At 64.3% G+C, this 22,373-nt stretch carries 20 protein-coding genes and 1 pseudogene; 11 read left to right on the forward strand and 10 right to left on the reverse strand.

The window, feature by feature from the left end; all coding sequences use genetic code 11:
- Nucleotides 1–6: 6 nt before the first annotated feature.
- Both J6500_RS05490 and J6500_RS05495 read right to left on the reverse strand, forming a co-directional pair.
- A complete protein-coding gene (locus tag J6500_RS05490; RefSeq protein ID WP_225711651.1) occupies nucleotides 7–816 on the reverse strand; it encodes an enoyl-CoA hydratase/isomerase family protein in 810 nt (269 codons plus the stop codon).
- Between the two features lie 56 nt (nucleotides 817–872).
- A complete protein-coding gene (locus J6500_RS05495; protein WP_225711652.1) occupies nucleotides 873–1,739 on the reverse strand; it encodes a FadR/GntR family transcriptional regulator in 867 nt (288 codons plus the stop codon).
- 87 nt (nucleotides 1,740–1,826) lie between these two features.
- On the opposite strand from J6500_RS05495, the gene J6500_RS05500 reads away from it, so the two are divergent.
- Both J6500_RS05500 and J6500_RS05505 read left to right on the forward strand, forming a co-directional pair.
- Nucleotides 1,827–2,966, forward strand: coding sequence for an acyl-CoA dehydrogenase family protein (locus tag J6500_RS05500; RefSeq protein WP_225711653.1), 1,140 nt, complete (start codon nucleotides 1,827–1,829; stop codon nucleotides 2,964–2,966).
- A 67-nt stretch (nucleotides 2,967–3,033) separates the two neighbouring features.
- Nucleotides 3,034–4,227, forward strand: a complete 1,194-nt coding sequence (locus tag J6500_RS05505) for an ABC transporter substrate-binding protein (protein ID WP_225711788.1) — start codon at nucleotides 3,034–3,036, stop codon at nucleotides 4,225–4,227.
- 247 nt (nucleotides 4,228–4,474) lie between these two features.
- Here J6500_RS05505 and J6500_RS05510 read toward each other — a convergent pair whose 3' ends face one another.
- The gene (locus J6500_RS05510; RefSeq protein ID WP_225711654.1) at nucleotides 4,475–5,647 is read right to left on the reverse strand and encodes a phosphotransferase family protein; all 1,173 of its coding nucleotides are present in this window, start codon (nucleotides 5,645–5,647) and stop codon (nucleotides 4,475–4,477) included.
- A 258-nt stretch (nucleotides 5,648–5,905) separates the two neighbouring features.
- On the opposite strand from J6500_RS05510, the gene J6500_RS05515 reads away from it, so the two are divergent.
- Nucleotides 5,906–7,093, forward strand: a complete 1,188-nt coding sequence (locus tag J6500_RS05515; RefSeq protein WP_225711655.1) for an ABC transporter substrate-binding protein — start codon at nucleotides 5,906–5,908, stop codon at nucleotides 7,091–7,093.
- A gap of 29 nt (nucleotides 7,094–7,122) precedes the next feature.
- A pseudogene (locus J6500_RS32065) lies at nucleotides 7,123–7,249 on the forward strand (DNA-binding protein); the annotation flags it as partial.
- A 186-nt stretch (nucleotides 7,250–7,435) separates the two neighbouring features.
- Here J6500_RS32065 and J6500_RS05520 read toward each other — a convergent pair.
- The gene (locus J6500_RS05520; RefSeq protein WP_225711656.1) at nucleotides 7,436–8,626 is read right to left on the reverse strand and encodes a CaiB/BaiF CoA transferase family protein; all 1,191 of its coding nucleotides are present in this window, start codon (nucleotides 8,624–8,626) and stop codon (nucleotides 7,436–7,438) included.
- A gap of 24 nt (nucleotides 8,627–8,650) precedes the next feature.
- Nucleotides 8,651–9,949 (reverse strand): enoyl-CoA hydratase-related protein, encoded by a 1,299-nt coding sequence (locus tag J6500_RS05525; RefSeq protein WP_225711657.1) that lies wholly within the window; start codon nucleotides 9,947–9,949, stop codon nucleotides 8,651–8,653.
- A gap of 124 nt (nucleotides 9,950–10,073) precedes the next feature.
- Here J6500_RS05525 and J6500_RS05530 point away from each other — a divergent pair, with 124 nt between their 5' ends.
- The 5 genes from J6500_RS05530 to J6500_RS05550 all read left to right on the forward strand — a co-directional run bounded on the left by J6500_RS05530 (nucleotide 10,074) and on the right by J6500_RS05550 (nucleotide 15,014).
- Nucleotides 10,074–11,255, forward strand: coding sequence for an acyl-CoA dehydrogenase family protein (locus tag J6500_RS05530; RefSeq protein ID WP_225711658.1), 1,182 nt, complete (start codon nucleotides 10,074–10,076; stop codon nucleotides 11,253–11,255).
- Between the two features lie 65 nt (nucleotides 11,256–11,320).
- Nucleotides 11,321–12,079 carry an SDR family oxidoreductase gene (locus J6500_RS05535; protein WP_225711659.1) on the forward strand — a complete coding sequence of 253 codons (759 nt, stop codon included), beginning with the start codon at nucleotides 11,321–11,323 and terminating at the stop codon, nucleotides 12,077–12,079.
- Between the two features lie 18 nt (nucleotides 12,080–12,097).
- Entirely contained in the window at nucleotides 12,098–12,892 is a 795-nt protein-coding gene (locus tag J6500_RS05540) for an enoyl-CoA hydratase-related protein (protein WP_225711660.1), read from the forward strand.
- A gap of 23 nt (nucleotides 12,893–12,915) precedes the next feature.
- Nucleotides 12,916–13,845, forward strand: a complete 930-nt coding sequence (kce, locus tag J6500_RS05545) for a 3,5-dioxohexanoate:acetyl-CoA acetone transferase (protein WP_225711661.1) — start codon at nucleotides 12,916–12,918, stop codon at nucleotides 13,843–13,845.
- Nucleotides 13,846–13,868: 23 nt separating this feature from the next.
- Nucleotides 13,869–15,014, forward strand: a complete 1,146-nt coding sequence (locus tag J6500_RS05550; protein ID WP_225711662.1) for an acyl-CoA dehydrogenase family protein — start codon at nucleotides 13,869–13,871, stop codon at nucleotides 15,012–15,014.
- 35 nt (nucleotides 15,015–15,049) lie between these two features.
- Here J6500_RS05550 and J6500_RS05555 read toward each other — a convergent pair whose 3' ends face one another.
- From J6500_RS05555 to J6500_RS05565, 3 genes are read right to left on the reverse strand one after another with little or no spacing between them, the layout of a single operon-like run.
- Nucleotides 15,050–16,234, reverse strand: a complete 1,185-nt coding sequence (locus tag J6500_RS05555) for an acyl-CoA dehydrogenase family protein (RefSeq protein ID WP_225711663.1) — start codon at nucleotides 16,232–16,234, stop codon at nucleotides 15,050–15,052.
- Entirely contained in the window at nucleotides 16,227–17,108 is an 882-nt protein-coding gene (locus J6500_RS05560; protein WP_225711664.1) for an HpcH/HpaI aldolase/citrate lyase family protein, read from the reverse strand. Before J6500_RS05560 ends, J6500_RS05555 begins: the two co-directional genes overlap by 8 nt.
- Nucleotides 17,105–17,557 carry a MaoC family dehydratase gene (locus J6500_RS05565; RefSeq protein WP_225711665.1) on the reverse strand — a complete coding sequence of 151 codons (453 nt, stop codon included), beginning with the start codon at nucleotides 17,555–17,557 and terminating at the stop codon, nucleotides 17,105–17,107. Before J6500_RS05565 ends, J6500_RS05560 begins: the two co-directional genes overlap by 4 nt.
- 127 nt (nucleotides 17,558–17,684) lie before the next feature.
- On the opposite strand from J6500_RS05565, the gene J6500_RS05570 reads away from it, so the two are divergent.
- Nucleotides 17,685–18,698: an NADP-dependent oxidoreductase gene (locus tag J6500_RS05570; RefSeq protein ID WP_225711666.1), complete on the forward strand. Its 1,014-nt coding sequence runs from the start codon at nucleotides 17,685–17,687 to the stop codon at nucleotides 18,696–18,698.
- Between the two features lie 111 nt (nucleotides 18,699–18,809).
- On the opposite strand, the gene J6500_RS05575 is transcribed toward J6500_RS05570, so the two are convergent.
- Entirely contained in the window at nucleotides 18,810–19,685 is an 876-nt protein-coding gene (locus J6500_RS05575; protein WP_225711667.1) for an SDR family oxidoreductase, read from the reverse strand.
- A gap of 139 nt (nucleotides 19,686–19,824) precedes the next feature.
- Here J6500_RS05575 and J6500_RS05580 point away from each other — a divergent pair, with 139 nt between their 5' ends.
- Nucleotides 19,825–20,628 carry an enoyl-CoA hydratase/isomerase family protein gene (locus tag J6500_RS05580; protein ID WP_225711668.1) on the forward strand — a complete coding sequence of 268 codons (804 nt, stop codon included), beginning with the start codon at nucleotides 19,825–19,827 and terminating at the stop codon, nucleotides 20,626–20,628.
- Nucleotides 20,629–20,631: 3 nt separating this feature from the next.
- Here the strand turns inward: J6500_RS05580 and J6500_RS05585 are convergent, their stop codons facing one another.
- On the reverse strand, nucleotides 20,632–22,257 hold the full coding sequence (locus J6500_RS05585; protein WP_225711669.1) for an AMP-binding protein: 1,626 nt from the start codon (nucleotides 22,255–22,257) through the stop codon (nucleotides 20,632–20,634).
- Nucleotides 22,258–22,373: the final 116 nt, after the last annotated feature.

Here is a 22,373-nt window from a genome sequence, read left to right on the forward strand (position 1 = left end):
ACGCGCCTAGCCCTGGCCGAACCGTGGCTTGCGCTTTTCCTTGAAGGACATCGTCGCCTCCTTGTGGTCCGCGGTCTCGAACGTCACCTGCTCCAGCGCCATCGACGCCTCGAGCAGCATGTTGACGCGGTCCTTGACGATCTGATTGATCGACAGCTTGGTCCAGCGGATCGCCCAGGTCGGCCCGTTGGCGAGCTCGATCGCGATCTCGCGCGCCTTGTTCAGGACTTCCGCGCGCGGGGCGATGTGATTGACCAGTCCGATCCGTTCGGCCTCGGCGCCCTTCAGCAGCGTGCCGCGGATCAGGCACTCCTTGGCCTTGTTGATGCCGACGAGCAGCGGCCAGATCACCGTGCCGCCGTCGCCCGCGACCAGCCCGACGCGCGACACATGGGTGTCGCCGATCCGAGCGTCGTCGGCCATCACAGTGATATCGCACAGCAGCGCATGCGTCGCCGCAAGGCCGATGGCATCGCCGTTGATCGCGGCGATGATCGGCTTGTCGAGCTCGAGCTGCCGGGTGACGCCGCGACGGCTGATCATGGGATCGTGCACCTCGCCCTCTTCGAGGACATCGCCGCCGGGGCGTTCGGACATCGCCTTGACATCGCCGCCGACGCTGAAGAATTCGCCGGCGCCGGTCAGCACCACGACATTGACGGAGTGGTCGTCGGCCAGATCGTCCCAAATGGTCCGCAGCTCACGGATGAGTTTCTGGTTGATCGCATTGCGCGCCTGCGGGCGGTTCAGGGTCACGGTCGCGACCTTGTCGGCCACCTCGACCTTCAGAAATTCATACTTGGCATAGTGAGACATGACTTCCTCCGTTCGTTTTCTTGTTCGAATGCAATTCACGAGGTGTTCGGCGGCACCTATGGCCGCATGCCGGGCTGCATCTCGGCCAGCGCCACCTGCAGCGACATCGCACCTGGATCCTGCTCCAGCATGCGTTGCACGGCGCCGAGATGGCTGCGCATCAGCCGCGTCGCCGACGACACGTCGCGCTCGCGCAGCGCCGCCAGGAACTTGCGGCGCCGCTCGACCAGCCCCGCCATCGCGACCCCGCTCGACGCCACCTTGGCGTAGACGAACCGCATATGGATCTCGGTGACCGAGTCCATGATCATGGCGATCACCTTGTTGCCGCTCGCTTCGGCCAGCAGCTTGTAGAATTCCCGGGCGCATTCGACACGATCGAGCAGTCGCCCTTCCCGCGTAGCGAGGTCGGTGCGCTCGACATTCGCCTCGAGCGCCTCCAAATCCGATTGCCGTGCATTGGCGCAGGCAAGCCGCACGCCGAGCTCCAGCACGTGGACACGCGCTTCCGACAGCTCGCGCACCGAGATGGTGCCAAGGCTGAGCATGTCGCGCATCACGACGTTCATGCGGCTGGTGTCGCCAGCCTGGACGAACGCCCCGCCCTTGACGCCCTTCTGCAGCCGCAGCACCCCGGCCATCTCGAGGCTGCGCAGTGCTTCGCGGAGCACGTTGCGGCTGACGCCGAGCTGCTGGGCGAGATCGCGCTCGGCGGGCAGCTTGTCGCCGGGCTTGAGCACGCCGAGCGCCAACTGCTCGCGAATCCGCGCGCAGATCTCCTCGAAGGCCCGCCTCGTGTGAATCGGCCGGAAAGTCACGGCGGCAGGCGCGCCGGCGGTTCTGGAATCTGAGGCGCGCTCGCGCCGAGCCGCGGCGAGCGGCCGCGCGCGGGTGGATGGGTGGGGGCTTGACTTGGTCGACATGCGGTGAATTATTAAATGGTTCACCCATTCAATGGAAGCCCCTTTCTGGGCATCCCAACAGAAAATCAGCGACAGCGGAGGTCGTCCATGAGCTTCACCGAGGAGCAGATCGCGTTCCGCGACAACATACGGCGGATGGCTGCGAAACACGTGGCCCCGATCGCCGCCGAGATCGACGAGACCGACCGCTTCCCGCTCGAGATCGTCAAACTGTTCGGTGAAATGGGGCTGATGCAGCTCTGGGTTCCCGAGGAGTATGGCGGCCCCAACGGCAATCTGACCCTGGCGTGCATCGCGCGTGAAGAAATCTCGAAGATCTCGCCGGCCTGCGCCTCGATCGCCGCGCTGAACACCATGTTCATCATGCCGCTGCTGCATTTCGGCTCCGAGGAGCAGCGCCGCAAGTTCTTGCCCATCATCGCCAAGGGCGGCGTCGTGACCGCGATCGCGATTTCCGAGCCGCAGGCCGGATCCGACGTCACCGCCATCAACGCCCGCGCCAAACGCGACGGCGACAGCTACGTCCTCAACGGGCGCAAGCAATGGTGCAGCTACGGCGTCGTCGCCGACTACATCGTCGTGATGGCGCGGACCAGCGACAGTCCGGGCGCCGACGGCATCAGTGCCTTCATCGTCGAGCCGAAGAGGATGCCGGGGATCACCTTCGGCCGGCACGAGCGCAAGATGGGCTTTCGCGGCGCGCCCAACACGCCGATCTTTTTCGACAACGTCCGGGTGCCGCTCGAAAACCTCGTCGGCGAGGAAGGCAAGGGTTTTCGCGCATCGATGCGCGCGCTCGACCTCAACCGCCCGACCATCGGCGCGCAATCCGTCGGACTGGCGCAGGGCGCGCTCGATGCCTGCGTCGCCTATGCCAAGGAACGCAAGCAATTCAAGAAACCGATCTCCGAATTCCAGGGTGTGCAGTTCATGCTCGCCGACATGGCGATGCAGATCGAGGCGGCGCGCGCCCTCGTCTACGAATGCGCCCGCGCCGGCGATGCCGGCGACTGGAAGCGCCTCAACGTCCTCGCCAGCATGGCCAAATGCATCGGCAGCGACATGGCGATGAAGGTGACGACCGATGCCGTGCAGATCTTCGGCGGCTACGGCTACACCATGGATTACCCGGTCGAGCGCATGATGCGCGACGCCAAGCTGACCCAGATCTTCGAAGGCACCAACCAGATCCAGCGCATGGTGATCGCGCGCGAGCTGCTTCGATAAGACAATTTTTCAACAACAAACAAGATGATCGACGGGAGAAAACACCTTGAACAAGACCCTTTGCCGGATGTTGGGAGGCGCCGCGATATCCGCAGCGCTGATCGTCGTGCCAGCCGTCGCCGAGAACGCCTATGGACCGGGCGCCAGCGACACCGAAATCAAGCTCGGCCAGTCGACGCCGCTGAGCGGTCCCGCATCGGCGTTCGGCGCCGGCGCCGGCCGCGCGGTGGTCGGCTATTTCCAGATGATCAACGAACAGGGCGGCATCAACGGCCGCAAGATCAACTTCACGCAGCTCGACAACGCCTACAGCGCGCCGAAGGCCATCGAGCAGTCGCGCAAGCTGGTCGAGGATATCGGCGTGCTCGCCGAGGTCGGCACCATCGGCACGGTGCCGAACGTCGCGATCCAGAAGTACCTGAACGCCAAGCAGGTGCCGCAACTCTTGATCACGGCGGGCGGCCGCCGCTTCAACGACCCCAAGACCTTTCCATGGACGGTGCCGTTCTATCCCGACTTCGAAACCGAGGGACGCGTCGTCGCGCACTACATCCGCAACACCAAGCCGGACGCCAAGATCGGTATCCTATTCCAGAACGACGATTTCGGTCGCGACTATATGAAGGGATTGCGCGCCGGCCTCGGGGCAAAGGCCGCGCAGATCATCGCCGAAGCGTCCTATGAGCTTGCCGATCCCACCATCGATTCCCAAATCGTGCAGCTCAAGGCTGCCGGCGTCGATACGCTGATCGAGCAGTCCTCGGCAAAAGCGGCAGCGCAATCGATCCGCAAGGTACGCGAGCTCAACTGGAATCCGCTGCACGTTATCGGCGGGTCGACCGCATCGGTCGAAACGGTGCTGCGGCCGGCCGGCCTCGAGGCATCGAAAGGCCTCGTGACCACGCTATTCCTCAAACAGCCCGGCGACCCCGCCTGGGCCGACGATGCCGAGGTGAAAGCCTATCACGACTTCCTGAAGAAATACGCGCCGTCGGCCAATCCGGACGATTATTCGGTGCTGGTCGCCTACATGAACGTCAACGCGCTCACCGCAGTGCTGAAGAAATGCGGCAACCAGCTGACGCGCGAGAATCTGATCCGGCAGGCCACCTCGCTGCATGGCGAACGGATGCCGCTGATGCTGCCGGGCATCTCGATCAGCACGGCGCCCGGCGACTACACGCCGTTCAAGACCCTGCGCATCGCCACATTCGACGGCGCCAGCTGGACGCTGTCGGGCGATCCGGTGACGGCCGACTAAAGCATGATCCGGAAAAGTGCAAAGCGGTTTTCCGAAAAGATCATGCTCAAACAAAAAGTTAAAGCGCGATGACGATTCAACCCGATCTCATCGCGCTTTACCGCGGGTGCCTTCAGCATTTCCCATCCAAGCGGACGTTTTCGAGTTCAACGCTCGATTAGTACAGTGGCTCATACTGTTGTTCGCCGCAAATCCTGATCGGGACCGCGCGCTGCGGCGTCTCGCGCATCGCTGGCGCGCGCCATGATCAGCTGCGCAGCGCGTCCAGATCGGCCATCGCGATCGAGATGCGCTCCATCATCGCCAGCGTCGTCGCCTCCGACTGCATGGCCGGCAGCAGCGGCGAGTGGCACAGCGTGATCGTCCACATCAGGAGTGCGTGGACCATCTGCTGCCGGTAGTGCAGAAAGCTGCGGTCCAAATCCGGCTTCGTTCCCGTCAATTCACCGAACCGGTCGAGATAGCGGCGGAGCAGGTCCTCCTCCCAATTGCGGCGGTCATCCGGCGTCAGCGCCGCCGTCACGGCATAGGAGAAGTCCCGCGACCAGTGGCCGCGGGCAAGGCACTGCCAATCGCACAGCCCCATCTTCCCCGCGCCGGTCCGATACCAATTGCCGATATGCACGTCGGAATGGATCAGCCCCTGCGGCTCGCTGTCGTGGACGGCGAGCGCCCGCATGGCAGCCGGCCAGACCGCCTCGCGCCGGGCCAGCACGCTGTTGGGGATGACATGGGCGGCGGCGTCGAAGGCCTTCCTGGTGTAGTGTTCGAGGCTCATCTTCTCCGCGCCGATGGTGAACCAGCGCGGATAGCTGGCGACCCAGCGATAGCGCGCGGCGAGTTCGTCGTCGCCGTAGAAGCGGGCGTGCAGCGCGGCCAGAACATCGACCATATCCTCAGCCGTCGCACGATCGACATAGGTCTTGTAGTTGCAAAACGTCGCCGACTTGGTCGCGACCATATCTTCGAGCAGGAGAATCGAGGCGTAGGTCTGGCGATCGGATGCCGCGTGATAACCGATCGGCGCCTCGATCTCGAGCTGCGGCCGCAACTGCATGTAGAAGCGGCCCTCGACCCGCGCGGTGCCGTTGAAGCCCCCGATCATGCGGGTGACGACGCTGGGCAGTGATTTCGTGAACATCGATGTCGGCAGCCCGGCGCGCTGCCCGGCCTCGTTGTAGCTGACGATCAACTGGTGACGTTCATGGGTGCCCGCGCTTGCCGGTTTCACCACGACGTCGGTGACGACGGCGCCGGGGTTGTTCTGGCAGAGCACGGCAGTCAGCCATTCCGGCGTGATGGCGCCGGGCGAGCACGGCACATCTTCCGCGCGGCGGGCCTTCGGCCGCACCAGACGCTCGAAGGCGACGCGTCCGCCGATCCTGAGCGCAGCCAGCGCCGTTGCACCCGAGGCGGCCATGATTCCCTCCCTTGCCGCCGGCGACCGGGGCATCGCATAATTAGTACGCTTATGTACCATCTGTAGCACAATCCGGGCCGCGTTCAAGGCATGGCTAGCCGCACGGCGCGATCGCCCAAAAGTTCGGATGCATTGCAATCCCCGTCGCAAGCTGAAATCCGGCCGTGACGCGCCGCCGGATATTTTCGTTTGATAGTATATGGTATATATATGTACTTATTAGCCAGAAACATGGTTAGAGTGACAAGGGAGAGAAACATGAGGTTTCCGATACTGGTCGGCATTTCCGCCGTTATTCTCGGCAGCGCGGCCGGCGCCGCCGACAAGCAATACGGTCCCGGCGTCTCCGACACCGAGATCAAGATCGGCCAGACCGTGCCGTACAGCGGCCCCGCATCGGCCTTCGCGAGCTATGGCCGCGTCATGACCGGCTACTTCCAGATGCTGAACGAGCGCGGCGGCATCAACGGCAGGAAGGTCAACCTGATCTCGCTGGACAATGCGTACAGCCCGCCGAAGGCCATCGAGCAGACCCGCAAGCTCGTCGACGACGACGGCGTGCTTGCCGAGGTCGGCACGGTCGGCACCGTCCCCAACGTGGCCGTCCAGAAATACCTGAACCAGAACAAGGTGCCGCAGGTCTTCATCTCGGCCGGCGGCCGCCGCTTCAACGACCCGCAGAATTTCCCCTGGACGGTGCCGTTCTATCCGCCGTTCGAGATGGAGGGCGCGACCTTCGGCAAGTTCATCGCCAGGAAATTGCCGAATGCGAAGGTCGCGGTGCTCTATCAGAATGACGACTACGGCAAGGACTACCTGACAGGCTTCAAGTCGGGTCTGGGCGCCGACGGCACGGCAAAGATCGTGGCCGAGGCGCCGTACGAACTGAGTTATCCGACCATCGACTCCGAGGTCCTGAAGCTCAAAGCGTCCGGCGCCGACACGATCGTCTACTTTGCGACGCCGAAGTTCGCCGCGCAGGCGATCAAGAAGTCGAACGAACTGAACTGGAAGCCGGCGCAGTTCCTGGCCAGTCCCGTCAACTCGATCCAGGGCGTCCTGATGCCGGCCGGGCTTGAGACTGTTCAAGGCGCCTACACGACCCAGTTCGCCAAGCAGGCCGGCGATCCGGCCTGGGCCGACGACGAGGAGGTGAAGGACTACATCGCCTTCATGAAGAAGTGGGCGCCGAACGACAGCCCGAACGATTTCATCGCGCTGTCCGGCTACATCAATGCCCAGGCGATCGCGAAGGGCCTGCAGCGATGCGGCGACAATCTGACGCGCGAGAACTTGCTGGCGCAGGCGACGAGCTTCAGCAAGGAGCGGGTCGGCATGCTGCTGCCGGGAATCGAGCTCTCCAATTCCAGAGAGAATTACGCCCCCTACCGCACGCTGCGGATGGCGATCTTCGAGAAAACGTCCTGGAAGCTGCTCGAGGAATAGCGCTCCCTCCGGCAGGTCTGTACCCCGCGCGAGAAGGGCCGTCGCTGCCGACCAACATCGTCGGTTGCGACCTGGAGAAGATCAAAATCAGTCCGAGGGTGAAGGTTGTGGAAGCCAACCGACGGCGCACCACTGCCGTTCTTCACGGTGGCCTAAAAAGTACCTTCTCCCCTTGCGGGAGCAGGTGGCGCACAGCGCTGGATGAGGGGTGTGTCTCCGCAGTAGGATTATTCTTTTGTGGGGCCAAACCCCTCACCCAAGCGAGTCCGTGGCTATGCAGCTCTCTCCCACAAGGGGAGAGGGCACAACGTCAACCGCTCACGGAAACACACGCGCTGCGGCTCAGCTGATGACGGCATCGCGGCGCAGGTCCGCGATGGCCGCGTTGGTCAAACCCATCTCTTTCAGAACGTCATCCGTATGCTGGCCGAGCATCGGCGGGGGCAACCCCGGGTCCCGCTCCTCGCCGACGAACGTCACGGGGTGGCCGACGCAGTTCAGGCGGCCCGCGGCCGGATGGTCATATTGCATGATCAGCGTGTCCGCCCTGGTATGCGGATGGTCCAGCAGTTGCGCGAGCGTATTGATCAGCGAGCAGGGAATGCCGGCTGCGTTCAGCGCCTCGTTCCAATCCGCAACCGTCCGCGTCGCGATCGTCGCCTGCACGTGATGCAGCGTTTCGGCGCGGTGTTTGACCCGGTCGGCATTGGTCCGGAATTTTGGGTCGTCCACGATCGCGCCGAGTCCCGCGATCACGCAGAACTTGCGCCAAAGATTGTCGTTGGCCACGCCGATCATGATCGGTCCGTCGGAAGCTTCGAATGCCTGATAGGGACAGAGCGACTCGTGGCTGGAGCCGCATTTGGCCGGCTGTGTTCCGCGCTGCCAATAGGTTTGCAGGTTGTAGCCGAGCAGCCCAAGCGCCGTATCGAACAGCGACACCTGGATCGCCCCGCCCTTGCCCGACTTCTGCCGTGCAAGCAGGCTGGCGAGGATGCCGCTGAAGGCATGCACGCCCGTCATCTGGTCGATCGGCGAGATCGGGCTGCGGATATAGCCGCCGCCCTCGTCGCCGGTCATCGACATGATGCCGCCGAAGGCCTGCAGGATCACGTCATAGCCCGGCGAGTTCTTCAGCGGACCGGTCCGGCCGAAACCGGAGATGCTGCAATGGACCAGCCGATGATTGAGTGCGCAAAGCGTTGCGGCATCGATACCCAGCCGCTCGGCGACACCGGTACCAAAGCTCTCGATGGCGACGTCGGCGGATCTTGCGAGCGTGTGCACGAGCCTGCGTCCCTTGTCCGACTTCATGTTGATCGCAATGCTGCGCTTGTTGCGATTGGCGCTCAGAAAGACGGTGCCGAGGCCGGGCGCGGGAAACGGCGGCCATCCCCGCGTCTCGTCTCCCTGCCCCACCGCTTCGACCTTGATGACCTCGGCACCGAGGTCGCCGAGATATTGCGCGCAGAGCGGACCGGCCAGGACCTTCGAAAGATCGAGAACCCTGATGCCATCGAGCGGTCTTGACACGACAGTCTCTCCCTTGCTGCACGATCAGGTGAGCGCGACGGCAAACAGGCCGCCGAGATAGGCCGGAAATCCCAGCTGCGTGACCAGGACGTAGTCGGCGGCGCGCCGCTCCGACTCGTCGAGCTCGTAGCGCCAGCGCGCTGCGGCGGCATCCGCGGCCGCGAGACGCGCACGCAGCAGTTCCTTGCCCCAGCTCTCCGGCTCATCGTCATGCCAATAGACGCCGCCTGCGATCCAGCCGTCAAAACTCGCCTTGCGCTGCCCGTCGCAGCCAAAGCCCGCCCGGGCAAAGGCCTCGGAGAGCTCCTCACCGTGCTCGGCCTGGGCAGCCAGCACGGCTGAAACCGCGCCTGCGGCCTGCACGACCTTGGGATCGAGACCCTTCTTCTTCAGGCGCTCGTAGTCGAGCCTGCCGAGGAACAGCGTCCTGATCATATTGCGCGGCTCCCGGCGCTGGATCAGCTTTGCGAAGATCCGCATCTCGGTCCGGATCGCGGTGTCGAAGTCCTGCGGCAGGCCCTGCTCGACGCAATCGAGGATCGCCAGCGGCGCCGGATAATGCCCGAGCGTGTCGGCGAGCATCTTGCTTCGACGGGCGCCGAACTCTGCCGCGATCTGCCGGGCGGTCGCCGCCCGCCAATCCGGCCGATCCCAGGGCTGGGCGGCCGCGGGACGCGACAGAATCCAACGTTCTGCCGCGGCCACCTCCTCGCCCGGCGCCACCAGCTCATGCGCGAGACCCGCGGCGATCGCCGCCTTGCCATTGAGCCGTGCGCCGTCGAGCAGCACCGGAAGCGCGGCCTCAATGCCGATCAGGCGCGGTAGCCGCTGCGTTCCGCCGCCACCCGGCAACAATCCGACCAGCGACTCCGGCAAGCCGAATGTCGCCTGCGGCTGGTCGGCGAGCACCCTGTGATGGGCCGCGAGCGCGAATTCACAGCCGCCGCCCAGCGCGAGGCCGGCGACCGCCGCGGCAATCGGCTTGCCGGCGGTCTCGAGCCTGCGCAAACCGTGGCTCAGCCGAAAGAAGTGGTCGAAGGCAAGACGATCGCGGTCTTCCGGCGCCGCCGCCATGATCATGTCATAGGCCGTCTCCAGCTCGGCCAGATCAGCGCCGGCGCAAAACGCCGAGGATTTGCCGGAGCTGATGACGACACCGGCCACGTCGCTTTGCCTGAGCCAGTCCGCAAACATACCGAGCTCTTCGATCGCGGCGTTCGAGAACACGTTCATCGAACGATCCGGCATATCGAAGACCAGGTGCAGGACGCCGTTTCCCGCCAGCTCCATGCGAAACTGCTTCAGTTCCGGTCCGCTCGGCATTCTTGCCTCCTCGATTAAGGTTCATTGGTGTACGATCTCGCTTGCGCTGATCCCGGTTCGAGTTGTATACCCAATCAGAATACTGTACACTAGCAAACTAAATCAGGCGGGACGCGTTTTGACAATGATCGAGCGCACGATCTTTCGTGAAGAGCATGAAATTTTCCGGCAGACGGTGCGTCGCTTCGTCGACCACGAGATCGTGCCGTTCCACGCCCAGTGGGAAGAGGACGGCATCGTGCCGCGGGAGCTGTGGCTGAAGGCGGGCGCCGCCGGCCTGCTGTGCTGCACCGTCCCCGAGCAATATGGCGGCATGGGGCTCGATTACCTGTTCGACGTCGTCGTGTTCGAGGAACTCTGGCGGGCCGGCGCGAGCGGCCCGGGCTTCCTGATCCACACCGATCTCGTCGCCACCTATCTCCTGTCGTTCGGCAGCGAGGCGCAGAAGCGCAAATGGCTGCCGAAGATGGTGTCGGGCGAGGCGATCGGCTCGCTCGGCATGACGGAACCTCATGCCGGCAGCGACCTCAAGGCGATCCGCACCAAAGCCGCCCGCGACGGCGACGAATTCGTCATCAACGGCCAGAAGGTCTTCATCTCCAACGGCCAGCTCTGCGACTTCATCGTGCTGGCGACCAAGACCGACAGCCAGGCCGGCGCCAAGGGCGTCACCCTGTTCATCGTCGAAAGCAACAGGCCCGGCTTCAAGCGCGGCCGGAATCTGGAAAAGCTCGGCATGCGGGCGCAAGACACCTCCGAGCTGTTCTTCGACAATGTCCGCATTCCCGCCAGCAATATGCTGGGCGCGGAAGGCAGGGGCTTTGCCCAGATGATGACCAAGCTCTCGCAGGAACGCCTTGCTCAGGCGATCCGGTCGGCCACGGTCACCGAAACCGTGATCGACTGGACGCTGCAATATACCGCAGAGCGGAGTGCGTTCGGCCAGAAGCTCGCCGGCTTCCAGAACACCCAGTTCAAGCTCGCCGAGTTGAAGACTAAGGCGACTGTCGCGCGTGTCTTCACCGACAAATGCATTGCCCTGTTCATGGACGGCAAGCTCGATCCGGTGGACGCCGCGATGGCCAAGATGTTCACCTCGGAGCTGCATTGCGAGACGGTAGACGAGTGCCTGCAACTGTTCGGCGGTTGGGGCTATATGTGGGAATATCCGATCGCACGGGCTTATGCCGATGCGCGAGTGGTGAAGATCGCCGGGGGATCGATCGAGATCATGAAGACGATCATCGCTCGGCAGATGTATTCACAGCGCGGCTTCGACATTCAGAAGAACGGGTCGGCCACATAGCCCCTCTCTCCTTCTGACCGTCGAGGACCAAGGAAGAAAACGACAAACGACAAGGGAGATCAGCGTTGAAGGGCCTATCGGGAAAGGTTGCCGTCGTGACCGGCGGCGGACAGGGCATCGGACGGGGATTGACGCTGCGGCTGGCCGAGGAAGGCTGCAAGGTCGCGATCTTCGACATCAATCCGCAGGGCGGCGAAGAGACCGCAAGACTCGCGCCGCAGGCCATCATCAGGACCTATGCGGTCGACGTCGGCGATGCCGCCTCGGTCGAGGCCGCCGTCGCCAAGGTCGAAGGCGAGCTCGGCCCGATCTGGCTCTTGGTCAATAATGCCGGCTGGGACCGCCCGATGCCGTTCCTGAAGACCGACAGGGAGCTCTGGGACAAGATCATCCGGATCAATCTCTACGGACCGCTCAACACCCACAAGGCGATCGCGCCGCTGATGGCCGAGCGCGGCGGTGGCCGCATCGTCAATATCGCCTCCGACGCGGCGCGGGTCGGCACCAGCGACGAGGCGGTCTATTCGGCCTGCAAAGGCGGCCTGATCTCCTTCACCAAGTCGCTGGCGCGGGAGCTGGCACGCAAGAACGTGCTGTGCAACGCCGTGTGCCCCGGGCCGACCAACACGCCGATGATGGCGGCGGTACTCGGCGAAGGCGAGCATGCCGTGAAGTGGAAGGATGCCATGGTGCGCGGCATTCCGCTCAAGCGGATGGGCGAGCCAGACGATTACGGCGGGATCGTTGCGATGCTCGCCTCCGACGACGGCAAATTCATCACCGGACAAACCATTTCCGTCTCCGGCGGAATGAACATGATCTGATCAGCGGAAGGAAACGCCATGACCGATCCCAAGCAATTCACCGATATCATCTATGAAGTCCGCGACCGCGCCGCCTGGATCATCATCAACCGGCCGAAGGTCTACAACGCGTTCCGCGCGCGCACGCTGGACGAGATGATCTGGGCCTTCCAGCTCGCCGGCAACGATCGCAATGTCGCAAGCATCGTGCTGACCGGCGCCGGCGAAAAGGCGTTCTGCACCGGCGGCGATCAGTCCGCGCATGAGGGGCAGTATGACGGCCGCGGCGTGGTCGGCCTTCCCATCGACGAGATTCAGGGCCTGATCCGCGACGTCCCCAAGCCGGTGATCGCCCGCGTCAACGGCTTTGCGATCGGCGGCGGCAACGTGCTCGCTACGCTATGCGACCTGACGATCGCGGCAGAGCATGCCCAGTTCGGCCAGGTCGGTCCTAAGGTCGGCTCGGTCGATGCCGGTTGGGGCACAGCGTTCCTGGCGCGGCACGTCGGCGACAAGAAGGCGCGCGAGATCTGGTTCCTCAACGAGCGCTATACCGCCGAGCAGGCGCGCGAGATGGGCCTCGTCAACAAGGTCGTCCCGATGGCGCAGCTCGACGCTGCCGTGAAGGATTGGACCGACAAGCTGGCCCAGCGCTCGCCGACCGCGATCGCGCTCGCCAAGCGCTCCTTCAATGCCGATTCCGACAACATCCGCGGCATCAGCAATTTTGCGCTTCACGCCGTCAAGCTGTTCTACGACACCGCGGAATCCAAGGAAGGCGTCGCCGCGTTCAACGAGAAGCGCGATCCGGACTTCCACAAATTCGCGCGCTGATCACGGGCCACGAAGATCAAGCCATGGCGCCTCACAAGGTCATCATCTCCTGCGCGGTCACCGGATCGATCCACACGCCCTCGATGTCGCCGCATCTGCCGGTGACGGCGGCGGAGATCGCCGAGTCCGCGCTTGGCGCCGCGGCGGCGGGGGCCGCGATCGTGCATCTGCACGCGCGCAATCCCGACGACGGCCGTCCTGATCAATCGCCGGAGGCGTTCGAGCCTTTTCTCCGCGTCATCAAGCAGAGTTCGAACGTCGTGGTCAATCTGACCACCGGCGGATCGCCCTACATGACCGTGGAGGAGCGCGTCCGTCCGGCGGCGATCTGGAAGCCGGAGGTCGCGAGCCTCAACATGGGCTCGATGAATTTCGGCCTGTTCCCGATGCTGAAGCGCTACAAGTCGTTCAAGCACGACTGGGAGCCGCAGATGCTGGAGGGCTCCCACGATCTCGTCTTCCGCAACTCCTTCAAGGATATCCGCTACGCGCTGGAGACGCTCAACGGCACCGGCACGCGCTACGAGTTCGAATGCTACGACACCAGCCATCTCTATAATCTGCACTACTTCTGGACCGAAGGGACGGTGAAGGCGCCGCTGTTCATCCAGACCTGCTTCGGCCTGCTCGGCGGCATCGGCTCGCATCCGGACGATGTCATGCACATGAAGCGGACCGCCGATCGCCTGTTCGGCGACAATTATCGCTGGTCCGTGCTCGGGGCCGGCCGCGCCCAGATGCAAGTGGCGGCGATGGCGGCATCGATGGGCGGCCATGCCCGGGTTGGCCTCGAGGACAGCCTGTGGATCGGCGCCGGCCGTCTCGCCGAGACCAATGCGGCGCAGGTGACGCAGGTGCGCAAGATCATCGAAGGCCTCGGCCTCGAGATCGCGAGCCCCGAGGAGGCACGCGATATCCTCCAGCTCAAGGGCGGCGACAAGGTCGCATTCTAATTCCAACAGACGGTTCGACGGACATGCTGCCAAATCGCCCGGTCTACGACGAAGAGCACGCCATGCTGCGCGACAGCGTCCGCCGCTTCGCCGCTGCGAAGATCGAACCGCGCTTCCTGGCATGGGAGAACGCGGGGATTATCGACCGCGCGCTGTGGCCGGCAGCCGGTGAAGCCGGCCTGCTCTGCCCGCAGGTGCCGGAGCAGTATGGCGGCATCGGCGGCGATTTCCGCCACAACGCCGTCATCATCGAGGAGCTCGCCTATTCCGGCTTCGCCGGCCCCGCGACCGACTTCTCGGTGCATAACGACGTCTGCTGCGGCTACCTCTTGAGCTACGGCACCGAGGAGCAGAAGAAGAAATGGCTGCCGCGCATGATCGCCGGCCAGACCGTCTGCGCGATCGCGATGACCGAGCCCGGCACCGGCAGCGATCTGCAGGGCATCCGCACCCGCGCGGTCCGCGACGGCGACGAATACGTCATTTCGGGGCAGAAGACCTTCATCAGCAACGGCCAGATGTGCGACCTCGTCATCGCGGTCACCCGCACCAATCCGGATGGCGGATCACGCGGCATGAGCCTGATCCTGGTCGAGACCGACCGTCCCGGCTTCCGGCATGGCCGCAACCTCGATAAGCTCGGCCACCTCTCCGCCGATACATCGGAGCTGTTCTTCGACCAGGTCCGCGTTCCCGTCGGCAACCTGCTGGGCTCCGAGGGCGGCGCGATGGGCGCGCTGATGAGCGAGCTGCCGCAGGAGCGGCTGACGATCGCGCTCCACTCGATCGCGGCGGCGCAGAAAGCGTTCGACATCACCAAGGCCTATGTGCTGGAGCGCAAGGCTTTCGGCCAGGCGATCGGAACGTTCCAGAACACCCGCTTCAAGCTGGCCGATCTGAAGTCGGACCTGCAGGTCGGCTGGGCCTATGTCGACCAGTGCCTGGCCCAGCATATCCGCGGCGAGCTCACGACGTATGGCGCGTCGACCGCGAAGCTCTGGACCACCGAGATGCACGGACGCCTGGTCGACCAGTGCCTGCAGTTCTTCGGTGGCTACGGTTTCATGCGCGAGTACGAGATCTGCCGGCTGTTTGCCGATGCGCGGGTGCTGCGCATCTACGGCGGCACGTCGGAGATCATGCGGGAGCTGATCTCGCGCAACCTCTGATGTGGGCCGCTTGTGCGCCCGCGCCTTGCTGCACGTCAGTAGCTCTTCGGCAGATCGAGCACCTTCTCGGCGATGAAGCTGAGGATCAGCTGTTCGGTGATCGGGGCCAGACGGGTGATCGAGACCTCGCGGAACAACCGCTCGACGTGATACTCCTTGGCGTACCCGAAGCCGCCGTGGGTCATGATCGCCTGCCACGCCGCATCGTGCCCCGCCCGGGCGCCGAGCAGCTTGGCGCTGTTGGCTTCGGCGCCGCACGGTCGATCGGAGTCGTAGAGCCAGGCCGCGCGCATCGCCATCAGCCAGGCTGACTCCAGATACATCCACTTCTCGGCGAGCGGATGCTGGATCGCCTGGTTCTGCCCGATCGGGCGGTCGAACACCACGCGCTCCCTGGCATAGCGCGTCGCGCGGCGCAACGCGTCCTGCCCGATGCCGATCGCCTCGACCGCGATCAGGATCCGTTCGGGATTGAGGCTGTGCAGGATATAGGAGAAGCCCTTGCCCTCCTCGCCGATCCGGTCGGCTTCCGGAATGAACAGGCCATCGATGAAGATGGCGTTGGAATCCACCGCCTTGCGTCCCATCTTCGGAATGCGGCGCACCTCGATCTTCGAGCGGTCGAGGTCGGTGTAGAAGATGGTGATGCCGTCGGTCGGCCGCTTGCAGTCCTCGAATTTGGTGGTCCGCGTCAGCAGCATGATCTTGTTGGCGATTTGCGCCGTCGACGTCCAGACCTTCTGGCCATGGACGAGATAGCCGCCCGGCACCTTCTCGGCGAAGGTCTTGATCCGTGTGGTGTTGAGCCCGGCATCCGGCTCGGTGAAGCCAAAGCAGCATTGATCCTCGCCGGACACCAGCCGCGGCACCCAGCGCCGCTTCTGCTCGTCGGTGCCCTTCACCACGATCGGATGCGGCCCGAACAGATTGATGTGCACCGCGGATGCCGACGTCATTCCGCCGCCATGGCTTGCGACCTCGTGCATCATGATCGCGGCTTCGGTCACGCCGAGGCCCGCGCCGCCATATTCCTCCGGCATCGTGATGCCGAGCCAGCCGGCGTCCGCCATCGCGCGATGGAATTCACGCGGGAATTCGCCATCATCGTCGCGGGCCAGCCAGTACTCGTCGTCGAACCGGGAGACGACCGCACGAACCCCCTCGCGAATGGCGGCGTAGTCCTCGGGCACATCGAGCTGGTTGGCAAAGGACCTATCCATTCGCGCTGCCCTCCCCGACCGACGCCAGCGTTCGCCTTGCGGCGACCAGATGCGGAATGTCGTACATCTTGCCGTCGATCCCGACCGTGCCGACATCGGGTGCGGCCGCGAACGCGGCAACGACGCGCCGCGCATGCGCGAGATCCTCATCCGATGGCGTGAAGCAGGCGTTGATGGTCGCGACCTGATCCGGATGGATCGCGATGCGGCCGACGAAGCCGTCGCGCCGGGCGATCTTGCAGCTGTCCGCCAGCCCCTGCTGGTCCCTGAAATCGACGTACAAGGTTTCGAGCGCCGCCGCGCCGGCGGCACCGGCCGCGAACAGGCACTGCGCACGCGCCACCTGATATGGAAAGGTCCAGCTTCCGTCGGCTTCGCGCGGCGTGAGCGCGCCGAGCGCCGCGCTCAGATCCTCACCGCCCCAGGTCACTCCGACCAGCCGCTTGTTCCTCCGTGCATAGCCGCTGAAGCCGATCATCGCGGCCGGCGTTTCGGTTGCGACCGTCAGCAGCTTGACATGACCGGCAGGAACGCCGTTGGCGACCTCGAGCACATCGACATAATGCGAGATGAGATCGACATCCTCGATCCCGTTGACCTTGGGCAACAGAAGCCCATCCAGCCCAGGACGAACCACGGCCGCCAAATCTTCCAGCGTCAGCCCGGTGCCGAACGGATTGATCCGGACCAGGAACGACCAGTTCCTCGGACCGCCGCCGAGCAGGTTCTTCACGGCGTCACGCGCGAAGGCCTTGCGGCGGGGTGCCACCGAATCCTCGAGATCGAGGATCAGGGCGTCGGCGCCGATGCCGTCGGCCTTGGCGAATTTGCGTTCGCTGTCGGCCGGCACGAACAGAAGCGAGCGCAGTTTCATGCCGGCCTCCGCATCATCAGCCCGTTGCGGCGGCAATACATCACCTCTTCGTTATGCTGGTTGAAGCCGCGATGCTCGAAGGTCACGATGCCCTGCGTCGGCCGCGACTTGCTCTCACGCACCGCAACGACCTTGGTCTCGGCACGCAGCGTGTCACCGGCGAACACCGGCTTCGGAAACCGGGTGTCCTCCATGCCGAGATTGCCGACGGTGGTCCCCAGCGTCGTGTCCTGCACCGACAGGCCGATGATCAGGCCGAGCGTGAAGATCGAATTCATCAGGGGCTTCCCGAATTCGGTGCCCTTTGCATATTCGTGATCGATATGCACAGCCGCGGGATTATAGGTCAGCGACGAGAACAGGATGTTGTCCATGTCCGTCACCGTGCGCCTGATCTCATGGACAAAGGTTTGTCCGACCGAAAACTGCTCGAAATAGAGCCCCGCCATGGCTTTGCCTCTTTACGATCTGTTGCAGGGTCGCGGACGGCGATACCGTCCGGATGTCCTTGTCTCCCGCCGATTTTCTACCGTATACTCATATCGTACACAAGCGTACTAATTATGAGGATCGCTGATGTCCGCTCGCGAAAATCGAGAGGTCCGGCTCACGGCGCGGCCGCGCGGCATCCCGCAGGCGGAACACTTCTCGGTCGTGACGGAGCCCGTCGCCGCTCCCGGCGACGGCGAGATCCTGATCCAGAACCGTTACCTTTCCGTCGATCCGGCCCAGCGCGGATGGGCCAATGACGAAGGGAACTACAGCGCGCCGGTGCCGCTCGATACCCCGATGCGCTCCCTTGCGGTCGGCGAAATCCTGGAAAGCAATGTTGCCGGCTATCGTGCCGGCGAACACGTCTACGGCTGGTTCGGCTGGCAGCGTTATTGCGTGACGACGCCAGAGGCGGTGCTGCGCCGCGTCACGCCTTCGCGTCTGCCGCTCAGCGCCAATCTCAGCGTGCTCGGCATGAACGGCATCACCGCCTATCTCGCCTTTCACGGCCTCGGTGACCCCAAGCCCGGCGAGCATGTGCTGGTGTCGACGGCCGCCGGCAGCGTCGGAAGCTTCGTCGGCCAGCTCGCGACCATCGCCGGCTGCCGTGCGGTCGGCCTGACCAGCTCGGGCGAGAAGGCCGCCTTGGCGAAAGCGCGCTACGGCTACCGGGAGATGATCAATTATCGCGACGTGGCCGACCTCGGCGCGGCGATCCGGGCGGCTTGTCCTGACGGCAATGACATCTTCTTCGACAATACCGGCGGGATGATCGCCGACGCCGCCATCCGCACCATGCGATTGCGCGGTCGCGTGATCCAGTGCGGCACGGCCGCGAACGCATCCTGGACTCCCACGCCGACCGGGCCGCGGCCCGAACGCGAAATCCTCACCCGCCGCTTGCGGTGGTCGGGCTTCATCATCTTCGATCACCTCGCCGAGTTCGAGACGGCAGCGGCGCAGCTCGCCGAGCTGGCCCTTGCCGGCAAGATCGTGCACGACGAGGAGATCCTGCCCGGCCTCGACCACGCGCCGGGCGCGATCGCCCGGCTCTACCGCGGCGAGAACCACGGCAAGCTGATCATCGCGGTGGACTAGAGCATGATCGGAAAAAGTGCGAAGCGGCTTTCCGAAAAGATCATGCTCAAACAAAGAGCTAAAGCGCGATGACGATTCAACCGAACCTCATCGCGCTTTAGGCACCGCGCGCTATGCGCTGGCCTTGCGCTTCATCACCTCCGGCAGCTTCACGCGGTGGAAGCCCTCGAACGGCACGCTGCGGCTGTGCGGTTCGAGCTTCCAGGTGGTGCGGGCATTCGGCGTTCCTCCGTCGACGCGAAGGCAGGAGCCGGTGATATAGGCCGCCGCCGGCGACAACAGATAGGCGATCGCGGCCGAGATCTCGGCTTCCGTCCCGAACCGCTGCAGCGGTACGCGCTCGGTGAAGTCGTGCAGCTTCTTCTGCATCTCCGGCGTATAGGTGTCGAAGCCGCTCGAGACGATGCCGCCGGGCGCCACCGCATTGACCCGCACGCCCGACGCCGACCATTCGCAGGCCGCCGTCTCGGTCAGGGTCAACATGCCGCCGCGCGCCGCGGCCGAATGGCCGAACTCCGGCCAGCCGTGCCAGATGTCGGCGATGATATTCACGATGACGCCGCCATTGGCCTCCATCCAGCGGTTATAGACCTCGCGCATGAAGATGAAGCCGCCGGTCAGATTGTTGCGAACCACGGCCTCGAATCCCTTGGTCGAGATCGCCTTCAACGGTGCGCGAAACTGCCCCCCGGCGTTGTTGACAAGGCCGTCGATCCGGCCGTAACGCGCCAGCACCGCATCGACGGCGGTGGCGACCATGGTCTCATCGCGGATGTCGCAGACGTGACTCATCGCCTGCCCGCCATCCTCCTCGATCTCGTGCTGTACCTCGACGAGCTTCTCGATCGTCCGCCCGAGGATCGCGACATTGGCGCCGAGCGCTGCCAGCTCATGCGCGGTGCAGCGCCCGATCCCGCTGCCGCCGCCGGTCACGATGATGGTCTGTCCCCTGAACAAATCCGGCCTGAACACCGACTGGTATGGCATCTGCCTGGCTCCCTAGCGCTTGTAACATCATTGCCGCCCGCGCTTTCGGACAGAGGAGGCCGTCAGCGAGCATTGCGCCCGATGATCGTACACTTTATTACTATCTTCAGGCAACGACAATGAATGATGGGAGCGAGACGTGACGCAACCGAACACCATCACGATCGAGACGAACGGCGCGATCGATATCCTGACATTGAACCGGCCCGCCGAGCTCAACGCCGTCTCTCCCGACATGATCGCGGAACTGACCGCCTATTTCTCCGCATTGCACGAGCGGACCACAACGCGCGTCGTCGTTCTGCGCGGCAACGGGCCGCATTTCTCCGCCGGCGCCGAGCTCGGCTCGGACGCATTCGCCGCCCCCGGCAAGGGCCGGCCACAGCGCCAGCTCAAGATGCAGCAGAACTACTCCGGCGTGATCCGCTTGATGCGGTCCTGTCCGCAGCCGATCATCGGTCTCGCCCACGGCGCAGCCTGCGGCGCGGGCTTTTCTTTCCTGCTCGCCTGCGACGTCCGCTTTGCCGCGCCGGATGCGCGGATGAACGCCGCCTATATCCGGATCGGCGTCGGCGGCTGCGACATGGGGTCGGGCTATCTGCTGCCGCGTCTGATCGGCCTTTCGGCCGCCTCCGAATTCCTGCTGACCGGACGCTTCCTCAAGGCCGAGCGCGCCAAGGCGATCGGGCTGGTGAGCGACATCGTGCCCGCCGAAGATCTCCCCGCGAAGGGGATGGAATTTGCGCAGGAGATGCTCCGCGTATCGCCGATGGGACTGCGCATGACCAAGCAGGCGCTCAACACGCTGATCGACGCGCCGAGCCTCGATGCCGCGCTGATGATCGAGGACCGCCAGCAGGTCATCCTGCTTGAGACGCATGATCACGCGGAAGCCGTCGCCGCGTTTCGCGAGCGACGCGATCCGATCTACTCCGATCAGTGAATCCTAGCCTGCGCCGGCGAACGCCGCGGCGATCTCGCGCAGCTTGAACTTCTGGATCTTGCCGCTCGCCGTGCGCGGCAGCTCGGCCACCAGTTCGACGCGCTCGGGCCAGAACTGCTTCGCCATCCGCGCCTCGGCCAGATAGGCCTGCACGGCCGCCAAGTCGATCGTGCTTCCGCTGCGCGGCACGATGAATGCACAGCCGCGCTCGCCGAGCCGGGCATCCGGAAATCCGACGACCGCGACCGCGGCGACGGCGGGATGCTTGTAGAGCAGGTTCTCGATCTCGACGACCGGCACATTCTCGCCGCCGCGGATCAGGATGTCCTTCACCCGGCCGGAGATGCGGATGTAGCCGTCCGCGTCCATATAGGCGAGGTCGCCGGAATCGAACCAGCCGTCGCCGTCGAAGGTTTGCAGCTCCGGCCGCCTATAATAGCCTTTGAACATCTGGGCACCGCGCACCAGCAGTCGCCCCGGCTCGCCTGCCGGCAGCGGCCTACCGTCCGCATCTGCGATCCTGACTTCCATTCCCTCGAGCGAGCGACCGTCCGTGCTGGCCGATTTCTCCGCAGCGCGCGCCGGCTCGGTCAGCGTGCCGGACAGCACTTCCGTCATGCCCCAGAGCGAGCAGACCTTCGGGCCGAGCTCATCGGCCGCGCGCTCGATCAGCACCGACGGGATCGGCGCGCCGCCGCACAGGAAGGAGCGCAGGCTCGTCGGCTGCGGCGCGCCGCCCTTCACGGCCTCGCAGATATCTGCGAGGAACGGCGTCGACGCCGCAGTGTAGGTGACGCCTTCGCGCGCCATCAGGCCGACGCCGCGCTTGGCTTCCCAGACGTCCTGCAGGATCATGGTGCCGCCCAGATAGACCGAAAGCAGGACGATGGCGGCATAACCCGTCATGTGGCCGACCGGCGAAGCCACCAGCAGCACGTCGCTGCTATCAAGTCCGAACCGGCCGGACAGCGCCTTGCAGCAGGCAATCAGCGAATTCGAGGTGTGCATGACGCCCTTGGGCTCGCCGGTCGTGCCCGATGTGAACATCAGCACGGCCACATCATCAGGACGCAGCCCAGGCGGAAGCTTTGCCGGCTCCGACGACAGCATCACCTGTTCGAAGCCGGTTTCGCCCTCGCCATCCGCGACAATGACGTGCTTGAGATGCGGCAGCTCGGAGCGCATGCCCTCCGCCATCGCGGCGTAATCGAATCCGCGATAGCTCTTCGGCACGATGAAAACCTTGGCCTGACAGAAGTTCAGGATATAGAGCAGCTCGCGCTCGCGCAGGATCGGCATCACCGGGTTCATCACCGCACCGATCTTGCTGCATGCAAAGGCGGTGACGACGAACTCCCACCAGTTGGGCAATTGCACGGTGACGACATCGCCGCTGCTGACGCCGAGCTGCAGCAGCGAGCTCGCCGCCCGGTCGGCCAGATCGTTCAGCTCCCTATAGGTAATGCGCGGCCCCTGCTCGCGATCGGCACGGTCGGCGACAATCGCGACCTTGTCGGGCGCTCTGGCAACCGCCTCCGTCAGCAACTGGTCGACGGTCTTGTCGAGCCAATAACCGGCTTCCCGAAAATTCGCGTGAGAGGTGTCGCGCATGGCGGCGGCCGTGATCATCTTTCCCTCCTGGTGGTGTCGTGCGCGTCCAGCTTGGTGCCGGTTATTTTCGTTCACGTGTGTACGTTATTGCAGAGTACGATTGACTGCCAATGGTCAGATTGTCGCTTCCCCGC

This window comes from Bradyrhizobium semiaridum (assembly GCF_020329505.1).
Classification (GTDB): domain Bacteria; phylum Pseudomonadota; class Alphaproteobacteria; order Rhizobiales; family Xanthobacteraceae; genus Bradyrhizobium; species Bradyrhizobium semiaridum.

Coding starts and splice junctions, on each gene's coding strand:
- J6500_RS05490 (WP_225711651.1), bottom strand. CDS start 816: ATGTCTCACTATGCCAAGTATGAATTTCTGAAGGTCGAGGTGGCCGAC.
- J6500_RS05495 (WP_225711652.1), bottom strand. CDS start 1,739: ATGTCGACCAAGTCAAGCCCCCACCCATCCACCCGCGCGCGGCCGCTC.
- J6500_RS05500 (WP_225711653.1), top strand. CDS start 1,827: ATGAGCTTCACCGAGGAGCAGATCGCGTTCCGCGACAACATACGGCGG.
- J6500_RS05505 (WP_225711788.1), top strand. CDS start 3,034: ATGTTGGGAGGCGCCGCGATATCCGCAGCGCTGATCGTCGTGCCAGCC.
- J6500_RS05510 (WP_225711654.1), bottom strand. CDS start 5,647: ATGGCCGCCTCGGGTGCAACGGCGCTGGCTGCGCTCAGGATCGGCGGA.
- J6500_RS05515 (WP_225711655.1), top strand. CDS start 5,906: ATGAGGTTTCCGATACTGGTCGGCATTTCCGCCGTTATTCTCGGCAGC.
- J6500_RS05525 (WP_225711657.1), bottom strand. CDS start 9,949: ATGCCGAGCGGACCGGAACTGAAGCAGTTTCGCATGGAGCTGGCGGGA.
- J6500_RS05530 (WP_225711658.1), top strand. CDS start 10,074: ATGATCGAGCGCACGATCTTTCGTGAAGAGCATGAAATTTTCCGGCAG.
- J6500_RS05540 (WP_225711660.1), top strand. CDS start 12,098: ATGACCGATCCCAAGCAATTCACCGATATCATCTATGAAGTCCGCGAC.
- kce (WP_225711661.1), top strand. CDS start 12,916: ATGGCGCCTCACAAGGTCATCATCTCCTGCGCGGTCACCGGATCGATC.
- J6500_RS05550 (WP_225711662.1), top strand. CDS start 13,869: ATGCTGCCAAATCGCCCGGTCTACGACGAAGAGCACGCCATGCTGCGC.
- J6500_RS05555 (WP_225711663.1), bottom strand. CDS start 16,234: ATGGATAGGTCCTTTGCCAACCAGCTCGATGTGCCCGAGGACTACGCC.
- J6500_RS05560 (WP_225711664.1), bottom strand. CDS start 17,108: ATGAAACTGCGCTCGCTTCTGTTCGTGCCGGCCGACAGCGAACGCAAA.
- J6500_RS05565 (WP_225711665.1), bottom strand. CDS start 17,557: ATGGCGGGGCTCTATTTCGAGCAGTTTTCGGTCGGACAAACCTTTGTC.
- J6500_RS05570 (WP_225711666.1), top strand. CDS start 17,685: ATGTCCGCTCGCGAAAATCGAGAGGTCCGGCTCACGGCGCGGCCGCGC.
- J6500_RS05575 (WP_225711667.1), bottom strand. CDS start 19,685: ATGCCATACCAGTCGGTGTTCAGGCCGGATTTGTTCAGGGGACAGACC.
- J6500_RS05585 (WP_225711669.1), bottom strand. CDS start 22,257: ATGATCACGGCCGCCGCCATGCGCGACACCTCTCACGCGAATTTTCGG.